At 53.7% G+C, this 21,602-nt stretch carries 28 protein-coding genes and 1 riboswitch; of the genes, 8 read left to right on the top strand and 20 right to left on the bottom strand.

The window, feature by feature from the left end:
• Positions 1-82 precede the first annotated feature (82 nt).
• The 5 genes from LOK74_RS01245 to ribD all read right to left on the bottom strand — a co-directional run bounded on the left by LOK74_RS01245 (position 83) and on the right by ribD (position 4,609).
• Positions 83-997, bottom strand: coding sequence for a CvfB family protein (locus LOK74_RS01245; protein WP_230044787.1), 915 nt, complete (start codon positions 995-997; stop codon positions 83-85).
• A 125-nt stretch (positions 998-1,122) separates the two neighbouring features.
• Positions 1,123-1,590 carry a 6,7-dimethyl-8-ribityllumazine synthase gene (gene ribH, locus LOK74_RS01240; RefSeq protein ID WP_230044785.1) on the bottom strand — a complete coding sequence of 156 codons (468 nt, stop codon included), beginning with the start codon at positions 1,588-1,590 and terminating at the stop codon, positions 1,123-1,125.
• 5 nt (positions 1,591-1,595) lie between these two features.
• A complete protein-coding gene (locus tag LOK74_RS01235; protein WP_230044778.1) occupies positions 1,596-2,798 on the bottom strand; it encodes a bifunctional 3,4-dihydroxy-2-butanone-4-phosphate synthase/GTP cyclohydrolase II in 1,203 nt (400 codons plus the stop codon).
• Between the two features lie 35 nt (positions 2,799-2,833).
• Positions 2,834-3,493 carry a riboflavin synthase gene (locus LOK74_RS01230; RefSeq protein ID WP_230044776.1) on the bottom strand — a complete coding sequence of 220 codons (660 nt, stop codon included), beginning with the start codon at positions 3,491-3,493 and terminating at the stop codon, positions 2,834-2,836.
• Positions 3,494-3,496: 3 nt separating this feature from the next.
• Entirely contained in the window at positions 3,497-4,609 is a 1,113-nt protein-coding gene (ribD, locus tag LOK74_RS01225) for a bifunctional diaminohydroxyphosphoribosylaminopyrimidine deaminase/5-amino-6-(5-phosphoribosylamino)uracil reductase RibD (protein ID WP_230046876.1), read from the bottom strand.
• A gap of 242 nt (positions 4,610-4,851) precedes the next feature.
• Between ribD and LOK74_RS01220 the strand changes: the two genes are divergently transcribed.
• Entirely contained in the window at positions 4,852-5,634 is a 783-nt protein-coding gene (locus LOK74_RS01220) for an undecaprenyl-diphosphate phosphatase (RefSeq protein ID WP_230044768.1), read from the top strand.
• Between the two features lie 83 nt (positions 5,635-5,717).
• Here LOK74_RS01220 and safA read toward each other — a convergent pair whose 3' ends face one another.
• The 7 genes from safA to LOK74_RS01185 form a co-directional block, all read right to left on the bottom strand.
• Entirely contained in the window at positions 5,718-6,305 is a 588-nt protein-coding gene (gene safA, locus LOK74_RS01215) for a SafA/ExsA family spore coat assembly protein (protein ID WP_230046875.1), read from the bottom strand.
• Positions 6,306-6,375: 70 nt separating this feature from the next.
• Entirely contained in the window at positions 6,376-6,591 is a 216-nt protein-coding gene (locus tag LOK74_RS01210; protein ID WP_230044756.1) for a hypothetical protein, read from the bottom strand.
• Positions 6,592-6,822: 231 nt separating this feature from the next.
• Positions 6,823-7,173: a stage V sporulation protein AE gene (spoVAE, locus tag LOK74_RS01205; protein WP_230044754.1), complete on the bottom strand. Its 351-nt coding sequence runs from the start codon at positions 7,171-7,173 to the stop codon at positions 6,823-6,825.
• A 13-nt stretch (positions 7,174-7,186) separates the two neighbouring features.
• A complete protein-coding gene (spoVAD, locus tag LOK74_RS01200; protein ID WP_230044752.1) occupies positions 7,187-8,191 on the bottom strand; it encodes a stage V sporulation protein AD in 1,005 nt (334 codons plus the stop codon).
• 3 nt (positions 8,192-8,194) lie between these two features.
• Entirely contained in the window at positions 8,195-8,668 is a 474-nt protein-coding gene (gene spoVAC / locus LOK74_RS01195) for a stage V sporulation protein AC (RefSeq protein WP_230044750.1), read from the bottom strand.
• A gap of 20 nt (positions 8,669-8,688) precedes the next feature.
• A complete protein-coding gene (locus tag LOK74_RS01190; RefSeq protein WP_230046874.1) occupies positions 8,689-9,549 on the bottom strand; it encodes a DUF421 domain-containing protein in 861 nt (286 codons plus the stop codon).
• A gap of 87 nt (positions 9,550-9,636) precedes the next feature.
• Positions 9,637-9,843, bottom strand: a complete 207-nt coding sequence (locus LOK74_RS01185; protein ID WP_230044742.1) for a DUF1657 domain-containing protein — start codon at positions 9,841-9,843, stop codon at positions 9,637-9,639.
• Positions 9,844-10,155: 312 nt separating this feature from the next.
• On the opposite strand from LOK74_RS01185, the gene LOK74_RS01180 reads away from it, so the two are divergent.
• From LOK74_RS01180 to LOK74_RS01165, 4 genes are all read left to right on the top strand, one after another.
• Complete coding sequence (locus LOK74_RS01180) at positions 10,156-11,544, top strand: ammonium transporter (RefSeq protein ID WP_230046873.1); 1,389 nt, start codon at positions 10,156-10,158, stop codon at positions 11,542-11,544.
• Positions 11,522-12,619 carry a DUF294 nucleotidyltransferase-like domain-containing protein gene (locus LOK74_RS01175; protein ID WP_230044741.1) on the top strand — a complete coding sequence of 366 codons (1,098 nt, stop codon included), beginning with the start codon at positions 11,522-11,524 and terminating at the stop codon, positions 12,617-12,619. Before LOK74_RS01180 ends, LOK74_RS01175 begins: the two co-directional genes overlap by 23 nt.
• Positions 12,616-13,347: an exonuclease domain-containing protein gene (locus tag LOK74_RS01170; protein ID WP_230044739.1), complete on the top strand. Its 732-nt coding sequence runs from the start codon at positions 12,616-12,618 to the stop codon at positions 13,345-13,347. The genes LOK74_RS01175 and LOK74_RS01170 overlap by 4 nt, the downstream gene beginning before the upstream one ends.
• Positions 13,348-13,492: 145 nt before the next feature.
• A complete protein-coding gene (locus tag LOK74_RS01165) occupies positions 13,493-14,059 on the top strand; it encodes a thioredoxin family protein (RefSeq protein WP_230044737.1) in 567 nt (188 codons plus the stop codon).
• Positions 14,060-14,196: 137 nt separating this feature from the next.
• Here LOK74_RS01165 and LOK74_RS01160 read toward each other — a convergent pair whose 3' ends face one another.
• The 3 genes from LOK74_RS01160 to LOK74_RS01150 all read right to left on the bottom strand — a co-directional run bounded on the left by LOK74_RS01160 (position 14,197) and on the right by LOK74_RS01150 (position 15,801).
• Positions 14,197-14,301 carry a putative holin-like toxin gene (locus LOK74_RS01160; RefSeq protein ID WP_230046872.1) on the bottom strand — a complete coding sequence of 35 codons (105 nt, stop codon included), beginning with the start codon at positions 14,299-14,301 and terminating at the stop codon, positions 14,197-14,199.
• A 127-nt stretch (positions 14,302-14,428) separates the two neighbouring features.
• Positions 14,429-15,226, bottom strand: a complete 798-nt coding sequence (locus LOK74_RS01155) for an NAD kinase (RefSeq protein WP_230044735.1) — start codon at positions 15,224-15,226, stop codon at positions 14,429-14,431.
• A 164-nt stretch (positions 15,227-15,390) separates the two neighbouring features.
• Positions 15,391-15,801, bottom strand: coding sequence for a YugN family protein (locus LOK74_RS01150; protein ID WP_230044722.1), 411 nt, complete (start codon positions 15,799-15,801; stop codon positions 15,391-15,393).
• 152 nt (positions 15,802-15,953) lie between these two features.
• Between LOK74_RS01150 and LOK74_RS01145 the strand changes: the two genes are divergently transcribed.
• Entirely contained in the window at positions 15,954-17,090 is a 1,137-nt protein-coding gene (locus LOK74_RS01145; RefSeq protein WP_230044720.1) for a glycosyl hydrolase family 18 protein, read from the top strand.
• 70 nt (positions 17,091-17,160) lie between these two features.
• Here LOK74_RS01145 and thiO read toward each other — a convergent pair whose 3' ends face one another.
• The 5 genes from thiO to LOK74_RS01120 all read right to left on the bottom strand — a co-directional run bounded on the left by thiO (position 17,161) and on the right by LOK74_RS01120 (position 20,842).
• Positions 17,161-18,279 (bottom strand): glycine oxidase ThiO, encoded by a 1,119-nt coding sequence (gene thiO / locus LOK74_RS01140; protein WP_230044719.1) that lies wholly within the window; start codon positions 18,277-18,279, stop codon positions 17,161-17,163.
• Positions 18,280-18,442: 163 nt separating this feature from the next.
• Positions 18,443-18,552: riboswitch (TPP riboswitch) on the bottom strand.
• Positions 18,553-18,630: 78 nt separating this feature from the next.
• A complete protein-coding gene (locus LOK74_RS01135; RefSeq protein WP_230044717.1) occupies positions 18,631-18,861 on the bottom strand; it encodes an excisionase family DNA-binding protein in 231 nt (76 codons plus the stop codon).
• A 4-nt stretch (positions 18,862-18,865) separates the two neighbouring features.
• Positions 18,866-20,227: a glucose-6-phosphate isomerase gene (locus LOK74_RS01130; protein ID WP_230044716.1), complete on the bottom strand. Its 1,362-nt coding sequence runs from the start codon at positions 20,225-20,227 to the stop codon at positions 18,866-18,868.
• Between the two features lie 84 nt (positions 20,228-20,311).
• Positions 20,312-20,491 (bottom strand): hypothetical protein, encoded by a 180-nt coding sequence (locus LOK74_RS01125; RefSeq protein ID WP_230044714.1) that lies wholly within the window; start codon positions 20,489-20,491, stop codon positions 20,312-20,314.
• A gap of 75 nt (positions 20,492-20,566) precedes the next feature.
• Positions 20,567-20,842, bottom strand: coding sequence for a DUF3886 domain-containing protein (locus LOK74_RS01120; protein ID WP_230044712.1), 276 nt, complete (start codon positions 20,840-20,842; stop codon positions 20,567-20,569).
• Positions 20,843-20,928: 86 nt separating this feature from the next.
• On the opposite strand from LOK74_RS01120, the gene sspK reads away from it, so the two are divergent.
• Both sspK and LOK74_RS01110 read left to right on the top strand, forming a co-directional pair.
• Positions 20,929-21,060: a small acid-soluble spore protein K gene (gene sspK, locus LOK74_RS01115; RefSeq protein WP_230044705.1), complete on the top strand. Its 132-nt coding sequence runs from the start codon at positions 20,929-20,931 to the stop codon at positions 21,058-21,060.
• A gap of 143 nt (positions 21,061-21,203) precedes the next feature.
• Positions 21,204-21,551: a DUF3905 domain-containing protein gene (locus LOK74_RS01110; protein WP_230047129.1), complete on the top strand. Its 348-nt coding sequence runs from the start codon at positions 21,204-21,206 to the stop codon at positions 21,549-21,551.
• The last annotated feature ends 51 nt before the right edge of the window (positions 21,552-21,602 follow it).

The following is a 21,602-nucleotide window of genomic DNA, read 5'->3' as shown; positions in this document are numbered from 1 at the left end:
CAGACAATCTTCGGTGGGGACAAAAAAAGCTGCCCGATCTTTCCGGACAACTTTTTGTAAAGCGGCAAAACCAGTATTGCGGCTAGTCGGCACGACCTGCTTCGCGTCCCTCGTTGCGAAGCCTCGTCCGCCCTTCGCTCTGCTCGATCAGTCCCTGCTTTAGCAGACGTCCGATCGCCCGTTTAAACGCCGCTTTGCTAAGGCCAAAAGTTTCTCTGATCACTTCCGGTGATGACTCATCCGTGTACGGCATCGTACCATCCCGTTTCATCATGTATGCCAGCAAGCGATCGGCATCTTCTTTGAATTGCTGTTCCTTGGGAGCGCGCAGTGAACCGTTGATCCGTCCATCCTCCCGCACGTAGGTGATCCGCGCGTACACGTCTGCTCCGATCCTCAGCGGTCTGGGCATCTCGTCACGATGAATGAACATCACATGTTCTGTTTCGGTAAAGACAAACGCTCCCTCGGCAATCAGATTGTATACGGTGCCCTCAACCCAGCGCCCCCTCATCTCTGGACTGGCTGGACGTGCTATCGTCAAGATGATCTGGTCATCAGCAGGTTTGGCAAGCAAACGGTCACGTTTGTCACGGCTGAGTGTAACCAGCACCTTGTCCCCCTCTTCTGGCCACTCCTGCTGCCGCTTTGGCAGGTCATCGATGGAAAGCAGCAAGTCTTTGGCCATGCCGTTGTCCAAAAATACGCCAAGTTTTGGAACGACATTAACCACCTCCAGCCAACCGTACTCTCCTTCGCGTACATGAGGCATACGCATGGTAGCAGCCAGCCTGTTTTCCTGATCGCGGTAGAGAAATACATCTACCACGTCTCCTTCTTTGGGCTGAGACGTGACTTCGTTCTGGTGGAGCAGCACATCGATATCCCCGTTGGTCACAAAATAGCCAAACGGCGCTTTCCGGGCGACACGCAGGGGCACTACCGTCCCTGCTTGCAACCTCCTATCCTGTTCATGACGGGAATGACGTTCTTTCATCGGATCACTTCCTCATCGGGCTGTTGGTTCTGTCGACCTGCGTCCGAGCACAGCCTTTGTCGACCTTGTCACTGCTTATGTTTCCCTGTTTCTCCTCCTCTGATGACGATCAAACCAAACAACCTCTAGGAGGAAACTTGTCTGCTCAGGTTGGCCATCTCGATGGCTGCCGTTGCAGCCTCCCAGCCTTTGTTGCCTGCTTTGGTGCCAGCTCGTTCAATCGCCTGCTCGATACTGTCGGTCGTCAACACTCCGAAGATGGTCGGCACTCCAGACGATAAACCGACAGAAGCTACCCCTTTGGCGCATTCGTTGCACACGTAATCAAAGTGCGGTGTCGAGCCACGAATCACGGCACCCAGCGTAATCACAGCGTCGTATCTGCCGGACTCCGCCATTTTTTTGGTGATCAGCGGAATCTCAAAAGCACCTGGTACCCAGGCGAGCTCAATATTTTTCTCGTCTACACCATGTCGTTTCAATGCGTCGAGAGCGCCGCTGACCAGTTTGCCGACGATGAACTCATTAAAACGTCCGGCCACGATGCCGATTGAGAGTCCTGTTCCTACGAGATGTCCTTCATACATACGCATATCGCTCACTCCTTGGTAAAGCTAAGCAGATGGCCCAGCTTGTCGTGTTTGGTTTTGAGATAACGTTCATTTTGCGGATGACTTTCCATCTGAATCGGTACCCGCTCTACCACTTCCAGCCCGTACCCGCTCAGCCCGCGAATCTTCTTCGGGTTGTTAGTCATCAGTAGGATCTTTCTCACCCCGATATCGCGCAGGATTTGTGCCCCAATGCCATAATCGCGCAGATCGGCAGGGAAGCCCAGCTTCTCATTGGCTTCCACCGTATCGTAGCCCTCTTCTTGCAGCTTGTACGCTCGCAGTTTGTTGAGCAGTCCGATGCCCCTGCCTTCCTGCCGCATGTAGAGCAGCACTCCTCTGCCCGCCTCTTCGATCTGCCGCAGAGCAGCATGAAGTTGCGGACCGCAGTCGCAACGATATGAGCCGAATACGTCTCCGGTCAAACATTCGGAATGCACCCGAACCAGCACCGGCTCATCTGGTGTAATCTCCCCCTTGATCAGAGCGAGATGCTCCTTATCGTCCACTTCGTTGGTGTAAGCCGAGACCGTAAACCGTCCGTATTCACTGGGCAACTCCACCGCCACCTCCCGCTTCACCAGACATTCCGTCTTGGTACGGTAGCGAATCAGCTCCTCGATTGAGATCAGTTTCAGGTCAAAGCGTTCTGCTACTTTCACCAACTCCGGCAGTCGGGCCATGCTGCCGTCCTCATTGATGATCTCACAAATCACCCCAGCCGGATAGCTTCCCGCCAACCGGGCCAAATCGACAGCCGCCTCTGTATGTCCGGCGCGACGCAGTACCCCGCCCTTTTTGGCAATCAGCGGAAAAATATGCCCAGGTCGCCGAAAGTGCTCCGGTCCCATCCGCTCATCCAGCATCGCGCGAATCGTCGCCGAACGTTCGTGCGCGGAGATACCGGTTGTGGTTCCGATTTCGTCGATGGAAACGGTAAAGGCGGTGCCTTGCCGGTCAGTGTTTACGTCTACCATCGGCTTCAGGTTGAGTGCCTGTGCCCGTTCCTCGGTGATCGGTACACAGACAAGTCCTCGCCCATGAGTAATCATAAAATTGATTACTTCAGGAGTAGCGGTTTCAGCTAGCGCGACAAAGTCGCCTTCGTTTTCACGGTCTTCATCGTCGACCACAATAACCGGTTTTCCTCGTTTCAAGTCCTCGATTGCTTCTTCGATCGTATGCAACACCTTGGTTCCCTCCTCAGCCTTCCCTCTGCTGCCTTTTATACAAAACCGTGCTGGCGTAAGAAGTCAACATTCATCCCTGACTTGCCTGGTGGTTTTTTTTCTCCCTGCTGCCAGTCAATCAGCCGATTCACGTACTTGGCGATCATGTCGCATTCCAGGTTAACCGTATCGCCTGCCTGTTTCCCCTGTAGATTGGTGTGGGACAGAGTGTGAGGAATAATGGATAGAGAAAAGCCTTCTGCTGTCACATCTGTAATCGTCAGGCTGATTCCGTCAACAGCCACCGAACCCCGCGGTACCATGTAGCGAAGCAGGTCGGCCTCAGTCTTGATCCTAAACAGAATCGCATTAGCGTAAGACTCACGAGAGGCAATCAGACCAGTGCCATCAACGTGGCCAGAGACGATATGGCCGCCAAATCGATCTCCCATGGCCATCGCCCGCTCCAGATTCACCCCATCTCCTCGCTTAAGCGAGCCCAAGTTGGTATTTCTCAGCGTTTCCGGCATCACATCAGCCGTAAAACCACTCGCTGTGTATGACGTAACGGTCAGACAGACGCCGTTTACGGCGATGCTGTCGCCCAAGTGTACATCCTGCAGCACTTCCCTTGCCTCGATCAGCAGTGTACCGGATTTGCTGCCGACATCAATCCGGGCAATCCGGCCCACTTCTTCGATGATCCCGGTAAACATGAACTACTCTCCCTCCCCTTGCACAAAGCGGGGATAGCCGACGATACGCAGATCCTGCTCATTAATCCGCTCTACTTCAACCCTGTCGAGTGGCACCGCCTCGTCCATCGTAGGCAAGCCACTCCCGCCAAAAGGAGTAGGGGCACCAGCACCGCCCACCAACTTGAGGGAGACGTAACTGATTACTTTGTTAATCGCCTGTGCAGTCAGGAACGCACCGTTGATCTCCGCTCCTCCTTCGACGAGAAGCGAGCTGACGCCCCGTTTGCCCAACGATTCAAGGACACGCAGCACATCCACCTTGTGGCTGTCCCCCAGCCGAATCACTTCGACCCCCTGCTGAGCCAACTGTTCCTGCTTGTCCAGCGGCGCTCGGTCCGTCGTGTAGATCCAGGTGGCCGCTTCGCCGTCGGTCACCACTTTTGCCGTAGGCGGCGTGCGCAGCGTGGTGTCGAGGATGACGCGAATCGGATGGCGTGCATGACCATCCGGCAGCCGCACCGTCAGCGCCGGATCGTCGGCAATCACCGTACCTACACCGACCAGAATGGCATCGTACTGGTGTCTCAACACATGAACTTCCTCTCGCGCTTCCCGTCCTGACACCCAGCGGCTGTGGCCGGTTCCGGTCGCTGTTTTTCCGTCCAGGGTACTGGCTGTTTTCACCGTTACGAATGGCCGCCCCGTCGTGATGTAGTGAAAGAAAATTTCATTCAACTGCCTTGCCTGCTCCTCCAATACGCCCACGGTAACGTGGATACCCGCCTCCTGCAGCCGCTTGATCCCTTTCCCTGCCACTTTGGGATTGGGGTCGCATGCGGCTACAACAACACGGGCCACCCCCGCATGGATAATCGCCTCCACGCAAGGAGGGGTACGACCAGTATGACTGCATGGCTCCAAGGTGACATACAAATCAGCGCCCCTTGCCTTCTCCCCGGCCATCGCCAAGGCATGTACTTCGGCATGAGCCTCTCCTGCCCGCAAATGGGCGCCCATTCCAACGATCGCACCGTTGCGCACCACAACGGCGCCAACCATCGGATTGGGGCTGGTTTGGCCGGCCGTTCCCTGCGCCATTTGCAGAGCAACAGACATGTAATCGGCATCCCGCACTTCTCGCCACATCCTTTCAGCCAACATACGCTATCACTCATTATACACAATGTAGCTTTGCCCGCCCATCTTCACAAGGTGCGGAAGTGCAGAACAAAAAATGGTTCTGCCAATTCATTCAAATAAATGGGAATAATGTGGTATCATAGGCAAGTCTGGCATATTCGCCAGCAAGTCCAGCGAGGTTGTACATATATATAGATAACACCGGTTAAATTCTGTAAGGGAACAGGAGCGATCATATGCTTGAGTACGTGCATTCCATCATTCTCGGGATTGTTCAGGGTCTTACCGAGTTCCTGCCAATCTCCAGCACTGGTCATCTCGTCTTGTTCGGCAAACTTTTTGGACTGCGTGAAGCAGGTCTGTTGTTTGATACATTGCTGCACTTTGGAACACTGATAGCCGTAGTCGTCGCCTTTTGGAGCGAGGTCCGCTACATCATCACCCATCCCACCAGCCGCCTCGCCAAACTACTGCTGGTCGGCACCATTCCGACAGCGGTGATCGGGCTGCTCTTCCACGATTTTTTTGAAGAAATCTCCCGCACCGGCGAGACGATCGGATTTGAGTTTTTGGCGACCGGACTGATTTTATGGGCGGTAGAGTCGATCAAAAAAGGGCACCGCACGATTTCTCATATCAACTACGTTGACTCGTTGATTATCGGGACGCTGCAAGGAGCAGCGATCCTGCCGGCGATCTCCCGCTCCGGTCTTACCATCGCCGGGTCGCTGCTGCGCGGCATCGATCGGACGGACGCGGCACGTTTTTCGTTTCTGCTCTCCTTGCCGGCGATTACGGGGGCAACCGTCCTGCAGGCAAAAGATCTGTTGGAGAGTAAAACCCTTGGGATTGCACTCGCTCCCATGCTGGTCGGTGCACTATTTGCTGCCATCGCCGGCTACGCTGCAATCCGCTGGATGTTGAAGGTGATCACGGCCCATTCACTAAAAAGTTTTGCCATCTATGTCTGGGGACTCGGCATCGCGATTATCATGCTGCAAGTCTTGGGGAAATGGTAACAAAAAAAGGTCCACCGAAAACAAGTGGGCTGCTCTCGGCTGACCGACTTGCTCTATAGGAACCCTTCCGTTCACTATTCCGTTTATGGCCGTATAAACATCTGCGTCCAATAGTGGCGGTACGATCCTCCCTGGGCGTAACCCACGCCGATCTCTGTGTACTGCGGACTTAAAATATTTTGTCTGTGCCCCGGACTATTCATCCAGCTTCGCATCACAGCCTGTGGGCTCGTTTGGCCAGCTGCGATATTCTCGCCGGCAGCCATGTAGGAGACGCCAAACGCCTTCATCATCTCAAATGGAGAACCGTATGTGGGTGATTGATGGGAAAAGTAGCGGCGATCCCGCATATCCTGCGATTTAACACGGGCCACCCGTGAGAGTTCCCAGTTGGCTTTGAGCGGCTTGAGACCGTGTTTTGCCCGTTCTTGGTTGACCAACTGAACGACTTGTGCTTCCACCCCTTTTTCTGCTGTCAATAACGGGACGGTCACCCGATCGCCGGGATAGATCAGGTTGGGGTTTTTAAACTGCGGGTTGGCACTGATAATTTCCGATAAGCCCACCTGGTACTTGAGGGAGATTTTCCAAAGCGAATCACCCGGCTGCACCACGTATACGTCGGAATCGGCTGCATAGCCCATCCCACCGGCGTATAAGCTTCCCGCCATGCAGATGCTCAGGAACAACAAGATAACCCGTTTTGCCACAGTTGCTCACTCCTTGTTCGCTGCGAAAATGTTAGTTGATCCTGTCTTTCTCGTCTTCCTCGACATACCGTTTAGCTACGATTTTTAATACCGTCAGTACGACTGCATAGACGGAAGCAGCCAGCAAGGAAGTGGCCAGCCATGTATCCGTCCCCAACAGTACGTATAACAACACATGGGCGATAAAGATGCCGAGCACCCAGCCAAATAGATTCATTCGGTCTATGTAAGTCCAAACATTTGCCATACAGTGACGCTGCCTCCTCACTCTTTCAGGCCGTTCTTGTTGTGAACAGAACGGCTTACATGTCACAAGTATGGTATTGCCATAACGAGACAAACTTATGCCTTGTCAACAAGGAAACGGCCAAAAACAGAACGCTGGGTACCCCATCACGGATGTTACGGATGAATACAAAAAGAAAGAAAGCATAATGCTCGCAGGTACACAGAGGTGCCGGGACAACAGAAAAAAGTGTCAGCCCTTTGCCCGAAAAAACAGAGCCGCAAAGAAGCCAAACACGATTGCCGCCGAGATTCCCGCACTGGTTACTTCAAAGATGCCGGTTATCACGCCAATCAATCCGCTCTTCTCCGCTTCCGCCATCGCCCCGTGCACCAGAGCATTACCAAAGCTGGTTATCGGGACCGACGCACCCGCACCGGCAAACTCGATCAACGGATCGTAGAGTCCCAGTCCGTCCAGTACGGCACCCAACACCACCAGTGTCGACATCGTATGGGCCGGCGTAAAGCGGAGGACATCCATCATGAATTGTCCGATCACGCAGATGATACCGCCGACCACAAATGCCCAAAAAAAGATCATGCTCTCTCCCTCCTTAGTCCGCTTCGATCGAAACCGCGTGGGCGATACACGGGATGCTCTCTCCTTGTTGATAAGATAGTGGTGACAATAGCGCCCCTGTCGCCACAACCAGAATCCGCTTCAACTCTCCTGCCCTCATCCTGTTGAGCAGATGGCCGTAGGTGACCACCGCGCAACAGGCGGCTCCGCTGCCACCCGCCTGAACTGCCGGATCGTCACCGTAGATCAGAACGCCGCAATCGATGTAGCGATCCAACGGGATGGCAATCTGGTGTCGAGGCAGCAGCTCTGACAAGATAGAGTGACCTACGCGTCCCAGGTCTCCGGTCACGACCAGGTCATAGTAATCAAACGGGAGATTGCGGTCGCGAAAGTGTGTTTCGATCGTACTCAAGGCGGCCGGCGCCATTGCTCCTCCCATATTAAACGGGTCAGAAATGCCCATATCAACCACGCGTCCAATCGTCGCTGAGGTTACACGGGGACCTGTGCCCTCAGCCGCTACCACCGCCGCCCCGGAGCCGGTTACCGTCCACTGGGCCGTCGGGGGTTTCTGTGAGCCGTACTCCGTAGGGTAGCGGAATTGTTTTTCTGCTGAAGCATTGTGGCTGCAGGTAGCGGCCAGCACATATTCCGCCGATTGACTGTCAACCAAGAGAGATGCAAGCGCCAATGCTTCCGTCGTCGTCGAGCAAGCCCCAAACAGCCCCAGATAAGGGACAGAGAGCGTCCGAGCGGCGAAACTGGCAGAAATGATCTGGTTCATCAGGTCACCGGCGAGAAAAAACTGGATCTTGTCGTTGGTAAGCCCCGCTTTTTCCACCGCTTTCTCGGCTGCTTCCTCCAACAACACCCGTTCTGCCTGTTCCCAACTGTCCTGACCCAACCAAATATCGCCGTGCAGGGTGTCAAAATCATCGGAGAGGGGATGGCTGGCTTCAAATGGTCCTCCTACCGCCGACGAAGCCAGAATGACCGGCTTGTTTGCAAACCGCCAAGTTTGATGTCCTTCCCGCATGCCTCAGCCCCCCATCTTGATCAGTGTCTTGACAATCCCGATAACAAACGCAGCAAAGACACCAAATACAATGACCGAGCCAGCCAGCTTAAACATATTGCCGCCTACTCCAAGTACATACCCTTCACTCCTGTGCTCAATTGCCGCTGAGGCAATCGAGTTGGCAAAACCCGTCACGGGGACAGCGGTTCCCGCACCGGCCCACTGGGCGATTCTATCGTACACCCCAAACCCGGTCAGCAGGACGGAACTGAAGATCAGGACAGCTACCGTCGGGCTGCTGGCTGTTTTTTCAGTGAAATGAAAGACACGAATAAACATTTCCTGAATCCCCTGTCCGATCAGACAGATCAGTCCGCCAACCAGAAAGGCGCGTGAAAAGTTACGCAGCAGCGGACGAGGCGGTTCGTGCCGCTTGGCCACTTCTTTGTACTGCAGTTGGACAGGGGTCAGCTTTTTTCGTTTTTGATCAGGCACCTTCAATCGTTCCTTTCCGGCTAACGTGTCAACAACGGTTTCACTTGATCGATCACATCCTGCAATTGGCCAGCCATCATCTCGTACTGTTTTTTGGCTGTGTTCGTTTGTGTGGACAACGCAAACAACTCCAAATCGGCCTGACACTTCTTCAGTTCGGCAAACGTCAGCTTGTCCGTTTGCGGGGGCGGCACCTGAATCTTGTCATCGTAAAGATCCAGGTAGAGCTGACCGGTCTCGTCAACCTGACCCAGAAACACATTCTCCTGAGCCACCCCGATTTTGGTTAGTTCCGTCTTTAACCAGGAACGGCTTAAACCGACCGTGGCAAGTGGTTCGTCCATGATGACGCCATCCATAATCACAGTCTGCGGTTCTGTCACGGGAGCCACTGAGAGCCCTGCTTTTTTCGCTGTCAGCGGCTGATTTTCCGCTTTCAGCAGCACACTGATTTCACCGCTCGGTTCCATCACCGCAAACTCCACGTCAGCTACCTTGAACACGTTTTTGGCACGCAGCTGCTCCAACAGGTCATCAATGGTCAGACGCTCCTGTTTGAGGCTGTCCTCCATTACTTTTCCGTGTTTAATCAGCACAGTTCCTCTCCCTTCAAAGAAATCGCGAAGCCGCTTGCTCTTGATCGAGAGCCATTCGGTTACAATCGGGAACAGGCCGAATACGGTTAAAGCAATGATTCCGTGCACCAGATTGCCTTCCAGATCCGTTGCGATAAAAGCGGCAATCGAACCAAAGGTGATACCCACAATGTACTCAATATACGTAACCTGCCTGATTTGCCGCTTGCCGATCACTTTCGCCAGCAAAAACAAGTACGCCAGAGCAAAAAGCGACCGCAGCAAAATGTTGATCCAGTCGGGCACGTCTCCTTCCCCCTCTACACCAGTCAACATACACCTCCGGCAAATGTGCGGAAGAGAGAGGAGGCCCCTCTCCCTTGCCTGCCAGGGTTAGAATCCTTTGTATTGCGGTTCCTCGTTTTCCATTTCCGTCACACGTTGTTCCAAGGTGTTGACAATGGATTGGGTGGTTTGAGCCGCCTGAGTGTAAGCCTGCTTGGCGGTCTTGTTTTGTGTATTCAATGCAAATGTTTCCAAGTTGGCTTGCGCGCTTTTCAAACTTGCCAGCGTTTGCTTTACCTGAGTTGCTACTGTCACTTGCATCACCCCCTTCCAACCGTTAGGGTCAACGTTTTCCGTAAAGTTATACTTCCGCCGATAGAGTATATTTTCCCATATGTAATTTTTTTCCTATGGATAAACCAACAGCAAACGTTAGGTTTGTGTAATATATATCGATAAACACTACACCAAAACCCTCTTTATCACGATGTGTAATATTAAATAACATATTATGAAAAAATTAGTTGCATATAGCTTCCTTCTGTCATATAATCACTCCTATATCAGTATTCATGTCACGTAATCTTACAAAAGGGGAGTGGAGATGTGATGTTTCGGATACTCTGGATGGCAGCGCTGTTAACCTTTGGCTTGCCGCTTGTCGCACTTGCCGCAGAACCAACACCTGCTGAGCTGGCCTCGGCTATCGATGCCACATGGGTGATGGTAGCAGCGGTTCTGGTCATCTTTATGCAGGCAGGATTCGCCTTGCTGGAAGCAGGTGCAACACGCATGAAAAATGCCGGGCACGTAGCCGGCAAAACGATTCTCACCTTTGGTATCTGCAGCATCGCCTTTTGGGCCCTCGGGTTTGGGCTGACGTTTGGTGATGGCAATCAGTTCATCGGATTGTCCGGCTTTTTCTTTGACGGAGCGGACGAATCAGCTTTCTCCTCGCTCTCCGCTATTGCGATTCCCGCCGGGATTAAGTTTTTATTCCAATTAGGCTTTGTCGGTGTATCTCTAGCTATTGCTTGGGGCGGTTTTGCCGAACGTGCAAAGCTCTCCGTCTACTTCGTATTTGGCATCCTGTTCACGATTGTGATCTATCCGGTCATCGGCCACTGGGTATGGGGCGGCGGCTGGTTGGCTGAACTGGGAATGCAGGATTTCGCCGGTTCAACTGTTGTTCACCTGCAGGGAGCCGTTGCCGCACTGGTGGCTACGATGCTGTTAAAACCGCGGATCGGCAAATACAACAAGGATGGTACGGCCAACCTGATTCCTGGACATAACCAGGTGTACACGGTTCTTGGCGTGATCATCCTCTGGGTCGGCTGGTTTGGTTTTAATGCCGGTTCCACATTCGGCTCTGTTTCCGGGATGTTTGGTTATGTAGCGATGACGACTAACCTGGCTGCAGCCGCAGGTGCTGTGGCAGCCCTGGTCATTTCCTGGATTGTGATGGGGAAGGCAGACATCCCCAGCATGCTGAACGGTGTGTTGGCAGCACTTGTCGCCATCACTGCTGCCTGCGCCTTTGTGGAGCCATGGGCAGCCGTGCTGATCGGATTGATTGCAGGAGTGATTACGTTTTTCACTGCGATCTGGTTTGAACGTCGCGGAATTGACGATCCGGTCTTTGCCTTTTCCGTTCACGGGATTGCCGGTATCTGGGGAACGCTTTCTACAGGATTGTTCGCCACACCTGAATTGACCGCACAAGTTGGCATCGGTCAGGCCGGTCTGTTCTACGGCGGCGGACTATACCAGCTTGGCGTACAGGCGCTCGGTGTACTGGGAGCGATGGTCTACGTCTTTATCGTATCGTTTGTCATTCTCGGTATTCTGAAGGCGACGATGGGCCTGCGGGTAACCGAAGAGGAAGAAGTGATCGGACTGGATCTAAGTGAGCATGGTCTCTACGGCTATCCGGAATTGCTTCGTGCAGAGGAACAGCATGTACGCAGTGTCAAGAAAGAAGGTTCCGGGGATGTATCAGGCTCTCTCACCTGATTGGATCAGCGTCATTCAGTCAGCAGCCAATTTCTCCGAGTTGAGTGTGCTTCGGCGTGAACTGCTTGGACGTAGGGACATCGTTGTTCCCGACAGTCCACAGCCCACAGCTGCGCTCAATATGCTGCACCAACTAATCGTCCAACAAGCGATAGAAATTTCGATCCGGTTATGCAACCACTCAGGCATGGGGAATCCCCCCGTGCCTTACGTCTTTCTCGCTTATGGCAGCGGCGGCCGGATGGAACAGTCGCAAACCAGTGATCAGGACAACGGGCTGGTCTATCAAATCCCGGATGGCGCCAGTGAACAAGAGCAGAGGGAAGTGGAATTGTTCTTCTCCCAATTGGCGGATACCCTGGTTGGCGGACTGGCTGAAGTCGGATATCCGGAGTGCAGCGGGGGCGTGATCTGTTCCAATCCACGCTGGCGCCGCTCCCTGGAGATCTGGAAGTCGCGCTATGACGATTGGGCAGAAGATCCTGTATGGGAGCATATCCGCTATCTGCTGCTGTGCGGGGATGCCCGCCCGCTGAGCGGGGATTTCAGACTATACAGTCAGCTGCAGGCTCATTACCAGCATGTGCTGACCAGTCGACCACAGCTGTTTAACCGGATGCTGCATAACACGTTGTACTATCGAGTCCCACTCAACTGGTTCGGCCGCCTGCGCACCGAGGTACGCGGCAGATACCAAGGAGCGCTCAACTTGAAGTACGGCGTATACCTTCCCTATGTCAACAGTGTCCGGCTGTGGGCTCTCGCTGCCGGCATTGGAGCGACTAGTACGCTGGAGCGTATTAGAGGACTGCGTGAAGCGGGTGATTGGTCACATGCCTTTTGTGATGAAATCGAGAGCAATTTTCGCAAGATCCTATTGCTGCGGCTGCTGCCGATAGACCAGTGGCCGGACGATGACTACGAAAGCAACAGCTATCTCAAGCTGGAAGGATTGCCAACAGGACTCAACGAGATAAAATCAATCATCAAGGCGTCCCAACGCTTGCAAAAGCTAACCTGGCACCGCTTTGCCCACTCTCCTGGAATGCCTGGCCAAAAGGGGTGGTTCCGATGAAACAGGGCTGGAATCCGCTAAACCGACTTTGGAATCAACAACGCCGCGAAAATGTGCCAGCCTCTCTGTCCGCCGCCATGCCGGGGGCTGACCTGCAACATCAGGCGTTTTTACGCAGCATGACCAAGGATGTGCAGCAGACAAAAGATGGCAGTCTGTCACTCGATGATCTGGAAGCAGTTGTTGTCGATCTGGAGACTACCGGTTTCCGGGTATCGCAAGGAGACGAAATCATCGCCATCGGCGCGATCGCTGTTCGCGGTACCACAGTTCAGGAAGAAGAGACCTTTTTCACACTGGTTCATACCAACCGCAGCATCCCCGAACATGTCCAAAACCTGACCGGGCTCTCTCCTTCCCAACTGGCTGGCGCACCCACCCTGCTATCAGCACTTTCTGCTTTTTTTCAGTTTGTTGGCGATCGTCCGCTAGTCGCGCATCATTCGCTGCATGAACGCCAGTTTCTGCATGCTGCTTTGTGGAAGACCAGTCGAAGCAGATTTGTCCATCGCCTGATCGATACGATAGTATTGATCCGGATTTGTGAAGAAGCGATCGGAGATACTACCCTCGATGCCTTGTGCGCACGCAACCAGATTCCTGTTCGGAACAGACACCATGCCTACTGGGATGCACACGCCTGTGCACACCTGTGGACCGCCTATATGCGGCGAGTCATTGACCTCGGGTATCGCGACCTGATGGAGCTGTACCGCGAGCTCCGTTAGCGGCAATACCCTTCGCTTGCACCAGAACGAACCTTGTCTGACGGTCGGAGCCAGACTGCTTGCTTAAAGACAACAGGTAAAAAGTAAGGTACGATAGAATAGATTGATGTATAGACCATCTCCCCCTGAACAGGAGGTATGGAAGATGAGCAAAAATCTCTCTCACGAGCTGGGGACTGGGTTGAAGCCACAGCAGTTTATCGACGGTATGAGCAAAAACAAAGAGGATTTTATGTGCTGGTACGAGCAGTTCACGTGGGAAAGAGCTAACGACGAGGCTTTCTTCGCATCGCTCGTTGACCGCTCTCATCTGCGCTGTCTGATACTGGCTGCAGATTGGTGCGGAGATGTCGTGCGCAACGTGCCTGTCGTATTTCGTCTGATGGAAAAAGCGTCTATCCCTACCGAGGTACTGATCATGGAAGAACATCTGGATGTAATGGATCAGTTTTTGACCATGGGCGGTCGGGCTATCCCCATCGTCATATTCACCGATGACCAAGGGAACGTCCTCGGGCAATGGGGCCCACGCCCCAAACGGGTACAGGACGTGATGGTTGCCTTTAAACAAGCCAATCCCGACCGCGATGCACCGGACTACGAGGAGAAGCTCAAAATGGCCAGAGCGGAAATGTTGAACCGCTATGGTGAAGGTACAGCGTATCAGTCTGTCATTGTAAAAGAGTTCCGCGAACTGCTGGTTTCCCTCTAAGCTGTTCGAGGCAGTACAGTACCCTGACAACTGAAAACCGCAGGTGTTGCCGCACCTGCGGTCGTACAACGAATCTCCTCCCGAATCGAGGGGCTTTCAACTGCTCAGACCTCCCTGCTGCATGGATACGGGGAGGTTTAATATTTTCTGGAAACGTTTAGCAAGGACACGACAAGCGCAATCAACGCAACCACGAACACACCAAACTGAATCATCAGATTGATTGCCTCATGCGCCAGCATCACCTTCCCACCTCCCTCCCTTCAAGGAATACCCTCAGGGCAGAGAAACGGCTGTACAGGAATAAGTATATCCAAAGCGGGATGAGAACATACGTTCCCACCAGCCATCATAACGTTTCCATCACGATCAATCAGCGATGAACGAATTGCGTACCCGTCCCCAAAACGGCAGCTTTTTGTACCGAGCAAACTTTACCTTGTTGCTGCCGACTCGGCAGGTAATCGCGCGAACCTGCTTCCACACCGCCTGTTCCCGATCAAGGCCGATCATGATTTCCGGATTCATCACGATAAACTCGATCTCATGGTGGCTCGGCAGGACAAGCGAACTGTTAATCGTCCGATAGGTTTGATTATTGATCGATGCGATCTCCGAGAGTTGGATCGCTTCGATGGATGGATGGACAATGGCTCCATTAACCGCTTTGTTGTAAGCCGTACTTCCGGAAGGGGAAGAGACGATCAGACCATCACCACGGAATGTCTCAAACTCATCTCCATTGATAAAGACGCAAACGACCAATGTGGACAGAGATGCGTTGCGTATCACCAATTCGTTAAGAGCCCATTTGCTGTGCATGCTCCCATCACTCATGTGAATGTCACATTGAACCGTCGGGTACTCCACGATCTGCGGGTTTCCCTCATCCAATGCCTGTACAAAGTCGTTCAATTCCTCAGGCCGCCAGTCTGCGTAGAAACCGAGGTGGCCCGTATGGATACCGACGTAGGTGGCGTCCAGTCCATACTGATGCACCGCTTCCAAAAGGGTGCCGTCACCACCGATCGAGAGAACCAGATCTGGCTGCTCCCCCGGATGATCAATGATCTGATACGTATGCCTGCTGGCCCGCAGTTTTTCTTTGATTTGCTGTTCCACCTCTCGGGTGAAGTCATCGTTGCGCAGAACCATTGCGATCTTCATCAAAACCGTTCCTCTCTGCCTTCCTCTATCGCCCGCCCTGACTAGGGCTTAGGGCTACCCCTACTATAGCACACCACAGTACTCACCGCGATTGCTGGGGCTTGTCCACCACAGTGACGAAAAAAAAGGACGCTGCAACGGCGCCCTGTGTCACGTGTCCTGGATCACGTCTGCTCCAGTTTTTGCTCAATCCGGTGCAGTACCATCTCAGCCTTTTGCACCCATTCTTCATCGAGTGGAGCATCCTTTTCGATCGGTTCCTGAAACTGGTTCATCAATGGCGCAGCTACTTTGCTCGACTGATAACCGACGTTTTCCTCCACCCCTGTCTGGTAGACATGTTTTAGCACAAACGGTGTTCCGAACTCGATCTGTGCGTCTCCTTCATCCAAATGGCCGTGTCGCACTTCAATCGGCAGCCGGAGGAAAACCATCGCCCGATCGTCCAATTGACGATCAAAGAATCCACGATCATAGTCCCAATTGGCCAAAGTAAAGCCCTCCGGCTCCAGGTTGTCGCGGATCTGTCCGAATGAACCCTGTTTCCCGGTTATCGTACTGTTCAGCTGTTCCATCTGCATCCCGCCTTTTTACATGGTCATCGTTAGTTTGCGTCAAGGGGAATGCTTATAATTCTTGTGAGAAAGATCGGACTTTTTCCCCAGTTTGGAACGGGCCCCTAAGCGGGAATGGAACCAATGCAACCTGCCGACAAGGAGAGTCCGCCATGCCTTCTATCTTGGGATTGTTATCCTCCCTGCTTTTATTGCAAACCCAGCTTGTGACACCACCTGTCTCTGTTACTCAGCAAGAGGTGCCCGTCAACCAGACACAGGTTTTGCCGCAGGCGACCCATGCCAGCCAAACCGCCACTGCTGCCTCTGCCTCTGCTGATGAAGCAGTCAGCATAGCGGAGGAGTCATACGTCCCCAAGGTGCTCGCCTACTATGTAGAGTATTCGGAAAACGATCAACGATCGTACTCGTCCCTCTCTTCGTATTCTTCCTACATCAGCGATATCTCGGTTGCCATGTTTAACGCGACAGCCGAAGGAAGTCTGAACGGCCGGGTCCCTGCGGCCGCCCTGGAGTTGGCTCACAGCCATCAGATCAACGCCTATCTCTGTCTGACCAACCACGGTGAAAAGCTGTTTGACAAAAGAATCGCGCACGCCATCCTGACCAATCCGGAGGCACAATCCCGATTGATCGGAGCGCTGCTTGAGACAGTCAAAAAACACCGGTTTGCAGGGGTAAACCTCGATTTCGAAAACGTGCCCGCAAGCGATCGTGACGCCTATACGCAATTTGTGAAACAGCTGGCCGAGCGCCTTCACCAGCAGAAAAAGCAGTTGATCGTCTCCGTGCCCGCAAAAACAGCCGATCTGCCCAGCCACTCCTGGACGTACGGCTTTGACTATGCCGGTATTGGCCGGTACAGCGACTACGTCCAGGTGATGACCTACGACCAACACGGACCGTGGAGCGAAGCGGGACCAGTGGCCGCCTATCCATGGGTAGACCAGGTGGTTGGCTATACCGCCAGTCAGATCCCCGCTGAAAAAATCCTGCTCGGAATCCCCAGCTACGGCTATGAGTGGAGCCCCACCAGGGACCGAGCGGTTACATACACGGCGCTGCCAGACCTGATTAAGCGGACTGGGGCACAGTCAAACTGGGATGAAGGCTCGCAGTCCCCTTATCTAACCTATACAACAGGCGACGGCAGCCACATCGTATGGTATGAAGACGAACGGAGCATCGACGCCAAGCAGCAGCTTGCCAAGTCGAGTCAGTTGGCAGGTTACGGCGTATGGCGATTAGGTTTTGAGGACGCCTCGTTCTGGAATGCACTTCTGGAATAAACCTGCTCTCACTTTGGATGGGTAAAACTTCCTGTAGACCAGGACGTAAACCAACCCTTTGATCGGTTGTTTATGCGGAAAAACGCTCCGGCAGAAACGGACGAAGCGGATGCCGTTCCCCTCCGGTCACGTAATCGGCCATCCATTTCGCGGTTACCGGTGACAGCAGAATACCATTGCGGAAATGGCCGCTTGCCACTGCGATCCCCTCCCATCCGGGAAGCGGCCCTAACAAGGGAAGTCCGTCCGCGGTAGCGGGACGAAGCCCCGACCAGGCAGTCAGAAAGTCCGCCTGCTGCAGGTTTGGTACATACGGTAGCACCCCATTGAGCACTTTGGCCAGTCCCGCCAGTGTAACTCCTCGCCGGAAACCCGCTTCATCTTCCGTCGCACCGATGATGATCCTGCCGTCTTTTTTGGGAACAAGATATCCGCTGGCGCCAAAGATGACTCTCCGCAGTTGAACACTCTCGGATGAGACGGCAGCCACCTGGCCGCGCACCGGACGAATCGGCAGTTGCAATCCCAACCACTGGCCAATCACACTGGCCCAGGCGCCAGCGGCGATGATCGTCTCGGCAGCGTGACAAACTCCGGTCGTTGTCTCCATACCCAGCACACGCCCGCCACTGATCACCGGGGCTATCGCCACCGTCCCTGCCAGCATCCGCACGCCGCGCTTCCGACAGGCCGCCGCCAGCGCCTGCAGCAGCAGTTGGTTGCTTACATGACCTTCGTCCGGGGAAAAGATCGCCCCCCGCGCGTCTGAAGCAATCATTGGCTCCCATTGCCGCAGTTGCTGCTGATCCAGCCACTCTACACGACATCCCTCCGCTTTCTGCCAGTTATACCTCTCTCGAAACTGGTCCAGCTCTTGCTCATTCATCGCCACTCGCATAATCCCTTCCAATCCCAGCTGGGCATCGATACCAGTCAGCTCCCGCAGTTGATCCACCCATTGCGGATAGAGCGCCAATGAAGCAAGTCCCAGCTCCAGCAGCGGCCCCGGCTGATCAAATTCCTGCAGCGGCCCGAGAATACCTGCTGCCGCTGCGGATGCCTGGCCTCCCCAATCACCCTGTTCCACGATGGTCACAGTAAGCCCGCGACCTGCCAACTCGTACGCCAAACTTAATCCAATGATGCCGCCTCCGACTACCAGGCAATCGCTCGTCATCGCACTCCCCATGCTTCTTCTCCCCTGTCATTTCTCTTGATTTCCCCTTTTGACCTATCCGTCGATGCTTTCGATCCACTCGATCCACTCGCTCTCATCCCATCGCACGCAAAAAGCCCGCCTCTCCTGGAAAGGAAAGACGGGCCCGTTCATCGAATAAGCACGATGAAAACCACAAGGTCCAACGTCGCTTCCCTTCGCCAGTATGATCTGGATCAGGTCCAAAGGGTCGACAGATACACGCTGTCCTCTCAGCCCGCTTCACGGACTCCCCTAGTCGTTGTGCCGTTATTTGTTTTCATTCTGTTTCATGTATCAGTATAGCCCCCCGAGCAGGGAGGCGGCAAGTGAAGAATCATCAAGCTAATCTTCGTCCTTGACATCGTCACTCTCCGGAATCGGCTCAAACGCTTCTACCTGCTCAAACTCCCGCAGTTTGTCCAACTGCTCCAAGTGGTGCCGGAACTGTTCCGTATTAATCAAGTACTCCTCACCATTGTGGACCGCGCGGATGCGCCCCTCGATGATTTTCTCCAGAATGAACGATTCGGGCAGATCGAGATAAGCTGCAGTCTCCTTCACCGTCAGATACATACGCTTACTTCCCTCCATACAACCTGGCTTCCAGTACGCCCCGCTGTTGTTCAAACCCAGGTTTGCCAAGCAGTGCGAACATGTTTTGCTTGTACGCCTCCACTCCAGGCTGATCAAATGGATTAACCCCCAGCAGATAGCCGCTAATGCCGCAGGCCTTCTCGAAGAAATAAATAAGGCTGCCGACCGAGTACGCGGATATCTCCGGAATCTCGATCAACAGATTGGGCACTCCGCCATCAGTGTGAGCGAGCAGCGTCCCCTCCAAAGCCTTTTTGTTGACGAAGTCCATTCCTTTTCCAGCGAGGAAATTTAATCCGTCCAGATCGGCCTCCTCGTTGTTGATGATGATCTCCCTCGTCGGTTTAAGGACGTTAATCACCGTCTCAAACAAGTCTCGCCGGCCATCCTGAATATACTGTCCCAGTGAGTGCAGATCGGCCGAAAACTCGGCAGAAGCAGGAAAAATCCCTTTGCCGTCTTTTCCTTCCGACTCTCCAAACAACTGCTTCCACCACTCCGCGAAAAAGCGGAACTGTGGTTCGTAACTAACCAGCAGCTCGATCGTTTTTCCCTTCCGGTAGAGCGCATTGCGGATGGCGGCGTACCGATAGCAGGGATTGGCCGCCAAGTCGGGAGTGAGGTACTCCTCGTAAGCCGCCTGTGCCCCCTGCATCAAGCTGTCGATGTCGGCGCCACTCACCGCAATCGGCAAAAGGCCGACCGCCGTCAGCACCGAGTACCGTCCCCCCACATCGTCCGGTATCACAAAGGAAGTGTAGCCCTCCTCGTCAGCCAGCCTTTTCAGTGCGCCACGCGACTGGTCAGTCGTCGCATAGATCCGCTTCCGCGCCCCTTCACGACCGTACTTCTGCTCCATTACCTGGCGGATCAGACGGAAAGCCAATGCCGGTTCTGTCGTTGTGCCTGACTTGGAGATCACATTGACTGACAGATCCTTACTATCCAACAGCTCCATCAGATGAGATACGTAGGTAGGACTGATCGTATTGCCCAGAAAATAGATCTCCGGCGTAGAACGCTTTTCCTTGGGCAGAAGATTGTAAAAGGAATGACCGAGGAGATCGATCACTGCTTTTGCCCCTAAGTAGGAACCGCCAATCCCAATCACCAGCAGCACATCGGAATCAGTTTGAATCGTGGACGCAGCCTGTTTGATTCGGTCAAACTCGTCACGGTCGTAACGGGACGGCAGATCAACCCATCCCACATAGTCACCACCAGGGCCTGTCCGATCATGCAGCATCCGGTGAGCCTGTGCTACAGTCGGAGCGAGATACTCCCATTCATGCGGTTGAACGGCTGAGCGTGCATAGGAATCAGCAAAACGGATTGCGTGCTTCATAGTTCCCCTCCCTGAATCGTAACGCTTTTCCCCATCTTACCACGAACTGGTACGAGACGCGCGGGACGAATCTCGTCCAATCGCTCAGGCAGCAGAACCGATAATCTTCAGTAGGAAAAAGAGCACAATTCCGATCAGCGTCATTCCTCCCCACAGGTATTTGCGCCATGCCGTATGCGGTTGTTTTTGCTTTGCCAAACCGACCCACTTCCACGTACCGACCGCCACCAAAACGACACTTACCAGCAGGATGACTGCGCCCATCGTTTTCCCTCCTCCCTTCCTACTAGCTATATGGGAAAAAGGTGCCAAACATTCCCTGACATTTGGGGAGAAGATCTAGCTGTACTTGGAAATGCCTTTCTTTTCGTATTCATCCAGCAGTTCGCCAAAGCTTTTGTTGCGTTCCCGTTCTTCCTGCTCCTGACGCTTCCGCTCCTGCTCCCGTTCGGCTTCACGCTGACGTTCTGCCTTTATTTGCCGCTCAACTTCCTTTAGTTTTGTCAGCAGATCTCCTCCCAGCCTCTCTTTCACCTGGTATCCGGACAGCTGTTCCTGTGATTGTTTCTCCTCCGCCGCCTTGTTGTGACTGCGCTGTTTTTGTCGTTTTGCCACACGGTTTCCCCCTTTATTCTGACTGATCATTCACCTGCTCGTTTTCGGTCATACTAACGTAATCCACGAGAAGGAGGGATTGCAAAATGGTTCGCAACAAAGAGAAAGACTTTCCGAAAACAGCCGACATCCGCGGCCCTAAAGCGCGGTCTGAAGCCTTGCGACCAAACGGCTCCATCAATAGTGAACCACAAGAACGGCTAAAAGAAAACCGATGAGACGGTCCGGTTCCATGATCTGTGCCATGGCTGTGGCATGGTCAGCGCCATCGGCTGCATCATGGACTGCCCTGTCGATCAGCCATAACCCGAAAAAATCCGAAGGAGTGATTCTTTTGAATCGGCAAGAGCCTTGGCGTGATGTGCACGAAAAGAACACGCTCCCAGACAAGGAGGTTGCGATTGACGAGACTTTGCCCCACCAAATCAGTTCACCTGATTTTAAACAGGCCAACCGGCCGATGGAAGAACCGTTTGTCAATGAATTCGGGGTTGTGATTGGGGACAGTTTCTACGACTCGCCAGAATCGCCGCTCAACCAATGGAGCACAGAGACAGACCCCGCTGTCATGGCTGGCGATCGCTGGGTACATCCGACCAACGACATCGGCTGGAACAAACCGGAGAATCGCGAGCTGCTGGAGGATCAGCCGCCCAAAGGCGTTCCCTTTATGCACCCTACAAAAGATGTGAGTTACCGGAAGGATTAGCCGGTAACCAAGTTTCATCTGCGGACGTCCTGTATGAGAGGGCGTCCGCTT

This window comes from Brevibacillus humidisoli, from assembly GCF_020923435.1.
GTDB classification, from domain to species: Bacteria; Bacillota; Bacilli; order Brevibacillales; family Brevibacillaceae; genus Brevibacillus_E; species Brevibacillus_E humidisoli.
The sequence above is the reverse complement of the archived record's forward strand: the minus strand, read 5'-3'. Positions and strand labels throughout refer to the sequence as shown.

What these genes read in the sequence shown, in the direction of transcription:
- sspK (WP_230044705.1), top strand. Translation starts at nt 20,929, where the DNA reads ATGGTTCGCAACAAAGAGAAAGACTTTCCGAAAACAGCCGACATCCGC.
- LOK74_RS01135 (WP_230044717.1), bottom strand. Translation starts at nt 18,861, where the DNA reads ATGTATCTGACGGTGAAGGAGACTGCAGCTTATCTCGATCTGCCCGAA.
- safA (WP_230046875.1), bottom strand. Translation starts at nt 6,305, where the DNA reads ATGGCGGGAAGCTTATACGCCGGTGGGATGGGCTATGCAGCCGATTCC.
- ribH (WP_230044785.1), bottom strand. Translation starts at nt 1,590, where the DNA reads ATGCGTATGTATGAAGGACATCTCGTAGGAACAGGACTCTCAATCGGC.
- spoVAD (WP_230044752.1), bottom strand. Translation starts at nt 8,191, where the DNA reads ATGCGGGAAGGACATCAAACTTGGCGGTTTGCAAACAAGCCGGTCATT.
- LOK74_RS01220 (WP_230044768.1), top strand. Translation starts at nt 4,852, where the DNA reads ATGCTTGAGTACGTGCATTCCATCATTCTCGGGATTGTTCAGGGTCTT.
- thiO (WP_230044719.1), bottom strand. Translation starts at nt 18,279, where the DNA reads ATGGGGAGTGCGATGACGAGCGATTGCCTGGTAGTCGGAGGCGGCATC.
- LOK74_RS01175 (WP_230044741.1), top strand. Translation starts at nt 11,522, where the DNA reads ATGTATCAGGCTCTCTCACCTGATTGGATCAGCGTCATTCAGTCAGCA.
- LOK74_RS01150 (WP_230044722.1), bottom strand. Translation starts at nt 15,801, where the DNA reads ATGGAACAGCTGAACAGTACGATAACCGGGAAACAGGGTTCATTCGGA.
- LOK74_RS01155 (WP_230044735.1), bottom strand. Translation starts at nt 15,226, where the DNA reads ATGAAGATCGCAATGGTTCTGCGCAACGATGACTTCACCCGAGAGGTG.
- LOK74_RS01165 (WP_230044737.1), top strand. Translation starts at nt 13,493, where the DNA reads ATGAGCAAAAATCTCTCTCACGAGCTGGGGACTGGGTTGAAGCCACAG.
- LOK74_RS01210 (WP_230044756.1), bottom strand. Translation starts at nt 6,591, where the DNA reads ATGGCAAATGTTTGGACTTACATAGACCGAATGAATCTATTTGGCTGG.
- LOK74_RS01125 (WP_230044714.1), bottom strand. Translation starts at nt 20,491, where the DNA reads ATGGGCGCAGTCATCCTGCTGGTAAGTGTCGTTTTGGTGGCGGTCGGT.
- LOK74_RS01245 (WP_230044787.1), bottom strand. Translation starts at nt 997, where the DNA reads ATGAAAGAACGTCATTCCCGTCATGAACAGGATAGGAGGTTGCAAGCA.
- LOK74_RS01170 (WP_230044739.1), top strand. Translation starts at nt 12,616, where the DNA reads ATGAAACAGGGCTGGAATCCGCTAAACCGACTTTGGAATCAACAACGC.
- LOK74_RS01160 (WP_230046872.1), bottom strand. Translation starts at nt 14,301, where the DNA reads ATGCTGGCGCATGAGGCAATCAATCTGATGATTCAGTTTGGTGTGTTC.
- LOK74_RS01145 (WP_230044720.1), top strand. Translation starts at nt 15,954, where the DNA reads ATGCCTTCTATCTTGGGATTGTTATCCTCCCTGCTTTTATTGCAAACC.
- LOK74_RS01130 (WP_230044716.1), bottom strand. Translation starts at nt 20,227, where the DNA reads ATGAAGCACGCAATCCGTTTTGCTGATTCCTATGCACGCTCAGCCGTT.
- spoVAE (WP_230044754.1), bottom strand. Translation starts at nt 7,173, where the DNA reads ATGATCTTTTTTTGGGCATTTGTGGTCGGCGGTATCATCTGCGTGATC.
- LOK74_RS01230 (WP_230044776.1), bottom strand. Translation starts at nt 3,493, where the DNA reads ATGTTTACCGGGATCATCGAAGAAGTGGGCCGGATTGCCCGGATTGAT.
- LOK74_RS01180 (WP_230046873.1), top strand. Translation starts at nt 10,156, where the DNA reads ATGGCAGCGCTGTTAACCTTTGGCTTGCCGCTTGTCGCACTTGCCGCA.